Origin of the sequence: Streptosporangium sp. NPDC005286, from assembly GCF_040607515.1 — a bacterium.
GTDB lineage: Bacteria > Actinomycetota > Actinomycetes > Streptosporangiales > Streptosporangiaceae > Streptosporangium.
Genome location: NZ_JBEXGU010000340.1, coordinates 1 through 3,790 on the forward strand (window position 1 = coordinate 1; position 3,790 = coordinate 3,790).

Consider the following 3,790-nt stretch of genomic DNA (forward strand, 5'->3'; position numbering starts at 1 on the left):
ATGTTCGCGGCGGTCTATCCCGGCCTGGACGCGCTGAACGTGATGCGTCTGGCCAGTCCGCAGTCGGCGATCCTGTCCGCGGTCGTCTTCAACGCGATCATCATCGTGGCGCTGATCCCGCTCGCCCTGCGGGGGGTGCGTTACCGCCCCTCCAGCGCGTCGAAGCTGCTCAGCCGCAACCTCTGCGTATACGGTCTGGGCGGCATCATCGCGCCCTTCATCGGCATCAAGCTGATAGACCTTCTCATCCACCTCCTTCCGGGGATGTCGTAAATGAAACACATGCCCATCTGGATGCACAGGTATCTCGCCGCGCTCCGCGCGCTGCTCGTCCTGACCCTGCTCACCGGTGTCCTCTACCCGCTGGTGGTCATCGGCATCGCCCAGGTCGCCTTCAACGACGGGGCCAACGGCTCCCTCGTGAAGAAGGACGGAAGGGCGGTGGGCAGCGCGCTCGTCGGCCAGAACTTCACGGACGCCGCAGGCAGGCCCGTCGGGAGGTACTTCCAGAGCCGGCCGTCCGTGGCCGGCGACGGCTACGACATGCTCTCCACCGCCGCGAGCAACCTGGGACCCGAGGACATCGTGGACGTCCTGCCCGTTCCGGGTGCCAGGGGCGAGGGCAGGCGGAGCCTGCTCACCCAGGTCTGTGCCCGCTCCAGGGCCGTCGGGGAACTGGAGGGCGTCAGCGATGCCCGGCCGTACTGCACGCCCGACGGCGTCGGTGCCGTGCTGAAGGTCTTCCCGGCGGTCGGCACCCCGACCAGGGCCGTCAGCGTCAACCAGGCCTGCCCCGCGCCTCCGTTCGTCGCCGAGTACCGTGGTGTCAGGGTCGAGTGCGGTAGACCCGGCGAGAGCTACGCGGCCGGCCGCACCGTTCCGGTCCGCGGCACGACGGTCCGGGCGGTCGTGCCCGCCGACGCGGTCACCGCCAGTGGCTCCGGCCTTGACCCGGACATCTCGGTCGCCTACGCCGAACTCCAGGCGGCCCGCGTGGCCAGGGAGCGCGGGGTACCCGTGGAGAGGGTCAGGCAGCTGATCGCGGAGAACACCACGGGCCGCACCCTCGGTTTCATGGGCGAACCCGCGGTGAACGTCCTCGCGCTCAACCTGGCGCTCGACAGAGGTTGACCTCCGCCCCGGTGCCGGGGACCGGGGTCTCCACACTCAAGGAGATGTGATGAACCAGAGACGGGGGCGGCTGCGCATCTACCTCGGAGCCGCCCCGGGGGTCGGCAAGACCTACATGATGCTCTGCGAGGGCCACCGCCGCCTCATGAGAGGCACCGACGTGGTCGTGGGCTTCGTCGAGACCCACGGCCGTCCCCGTACCGCGGAACTGCTCGAGGGCCTGGAGATCGTCCCGCGCAGGAGCATGGGCCACCGCGGGTGCACGTTCACCGAGCTCGACGTGGACGCCGTCATCGCCAGGAGGCCCAAGGTCGCGCTGATCGACGAGCTGGCCCACACCAACGTGCCCGGCTCACGCAACAGCAAGCGCTGGCAGGACATCGAGGAGATCCTCGACGCGGGCATCGACGTCATCTCCACGGTCAACATCCAGCACCTGGAGTCGCTCAACGACGTGGTCGAGGAGATCACCGGGGTGGTCCAGCGCGAGACGATGCCCGACGAGGTGGTGCGCCGAGCCGACCAGGTGGAGCTGGTGGACATGGCCCCGGAGGCACTGCGCCGCCGGATGGCGCACGGCAACGTCTACGCGCCGGAGAAGGTCGACGCGGCGCTGTCGAACTACTTCAGGGTCGGCAACCTGACCGCGCTGCGCGAGCTGGCCCTGCTCTGGGTCGCGGGCAAGGTCGACGAGCAGCTCGACCGCTACCGCGCCGAGCACGGCATCTCCGGCACCTGGGAGGCGCGGGAGCGCGTCGTGGTCGCGCTGACCGGCGGCCCGGAAGGCGACACGCTGGTGCGCCGGGCCGCCAGGGTCGCGGCCAGGAGCAAGGGAGCCGACCTGCTGGCCGTGCACGTCACGCGCGCCGACGCGCTGGCCGGAGTGGATCCGGCGAGCATGGTCCGCCAGCGCACGCTGGTGGAGGACCTGGGCGGCACCTACCACCAGGTCGTCGGCGACGACGTCCCGCGCGCCCTGCTCGACTTCGCGCGCGGCGTCAACGCCACCCAGCTGGTGCTGGGGGCGTCCCGGCGCGGCAGGTTCGCCCAGATCCTCTCCCGGGGGGTCGGGGTGACCACGATCGCGCAGTCGGGGTCCATAGACGTTCACATGATCACCCACGAGGAGGTGAAGAAAGGGCGCGACCGAGCCCCGTCGCGGACCGCGCTGACCCGCCCCAGGCGGGTGGCCGGCTGGGTCATCGCGATGCTCGGGCTGCCGGTCCTGGCCCTGGGGCTGCACCTGCTCCGCGACGGGGTGAACCTGCCGAGCGACATACTGCTCTTCCTGCTCACGGTGATCGTGGTCGCCCTGGTGGGCGGCATGTGGCCGGCCGTCACCGCGGCCGTGTTCGGCTTCCTGTTGCTCAACTACTTCTTCACGGAGCCGCTCGCCGGCTTCACCATCGCGGACCCGGAGAATCTGTTCGCGCTGAGCGTCTACGTGCTGGTGGCCGTCATGGTGAGCGCCGTCGTCGACCTCGCCGCCCGCAGGACCAGGGAGGCGGCCCGCGCCCGTGCCGACGCGGAGATCCTCTCCACTCTGGCGGGACACGTGCTCCGCGGCGAGCACGTGCTCGCCTCGCTGCTCGCCCGGCTGAGGGAGACCTTCGGCCTGTCCTCGGTCACCCTGCTGGAACGCACCGGAGAGCCGGTGCCCGAGGACCAGGCCGACCCCGAGGCATGGCGGATCGTCGCCGCCGCCGGCGTCGACGTGCCCTGCACCTCGCCCGGCGCCGCGGACACCGACGTGGTCATCGACGAGCGGCTCGTCCTCGCCGTACGGGGCAGGCTGCTCGAGGCCTCCGACCGGCGGGTGCTGGAGGCTTTCGCCGCCGAGGCGGCCGTGGCCCTGCGGCAGGACCGGCTGGAGGAGGAGGCGGAGCAGGTCAGGCCGCTGGCCGAGGCCGACAGGATGCGTACCGCGCTGCTCGCCGCGGTCAGCCACGATCTGCGTACCCCGCTCGCCTCGGCCAGGGCGGCCGTGGAGGGCCTGCGAGCCACCGACGTCGACTGGTCCCCCGAGGACAGGGCGGAGTTGCTCGCCACCGCCGACGAGTCCCTGGCCAAGCTGGACCGACTGGTCGCCAACCTGCTCGACATGAGCCGGCTGCAGGCGGGGGTGCTCGGGGTGGCGCTGGAGGCGAACGCGCTGGAGGAGATCGTGCCGCGCGCCATCGACGATCTCGGCGAGCTGTCCCGGCGGATCGAGGGTGACGTCTCCGCCGAGTTGCCCGAGGTCGTCGCCGACCAGGTGCTGCTGGAACGCATCCTGGTCAACCTCATGTCGAACGCCGTCCGCTACAGCCCCGGGGACATGAAGGTCCTCGTCACGGCCAGCAGGCACGGCGACCACGTGGAGATCCGCGTCGTCGACCGCGGCACGGGCATACCGTCCGAGGCCTACGACCGGATCTTCATGCCCTTCCAGCGGCTCGGCGACCGCGACAACCACACCGGTGTCGGCCTGGGCCTCGCGCTCTCCCGGGGGCTCGCCGAGGCGATGGGCGGCACGCTGCTTCCTGATGAGACGCCCGGGGGCGGTCTCACCATGATCCTGACGCTTCCCGTCTCCCCGGACTCGCGGGCGCACCTCGCCGAGGAGGGCATGTGACCCGGGTCCCGATCGCCGAGGGCCGTCCGCCCCGTCCGTGGACGG

Annotated in this window: 2 protein-coding genes and 1 pseudogene; all 3 read left to right on the plus strand. The window is 71.1% G+C overall.

Translation table 11 applies throughout. The annotated features are described in order from the left end of the window. Nucleotides 1-273, plus strand: a pseudogene (locus ABZU75_RS45720) (potassium-transporting ATPase subunit B); the annotation flags it as partial. After that, nucleotides 274-1,131, plus strand: a complete 858-nt coding sequence (locus ABZU75_RS45725) for a potassium-transporting ATPase subunit C (protein WP_355569620.1) — start codon at nucleotides 274-276, stop codon at nucleotides 1,129-1,131. 49 nt (nucleotides 1,132-1,180) lie between these two features. Then, entirely contained in the window at nucleotides 1,181-3,745 is a 2,565-nt protein-coding gene (locus ABZU75_RS45730; protein ID WP_355569623.1) for a sensor histidine kinase KdpD, read from the plus strand. Nucleotides 3,746-3,790: the final 45 nt, after the last annotated feature.

Bases quoted from the DNA above. Each gene is read 5' to 3' on its own strand.
- ABZU75_RS45725 (WP_355569620.1), top strand. From the start codon at position 274: ATGAAACACATGCCCATCTGGATGCACAGGTATCTCGCCGCGCTCCGC.
- ABZU75_RS45730 (WP_355569623.1), top strand. From the start codon at position 1,181: ATGAACCAGAGACGGGGGCGGCTGCGCATCTACCTCGGAGCCGCCCCG.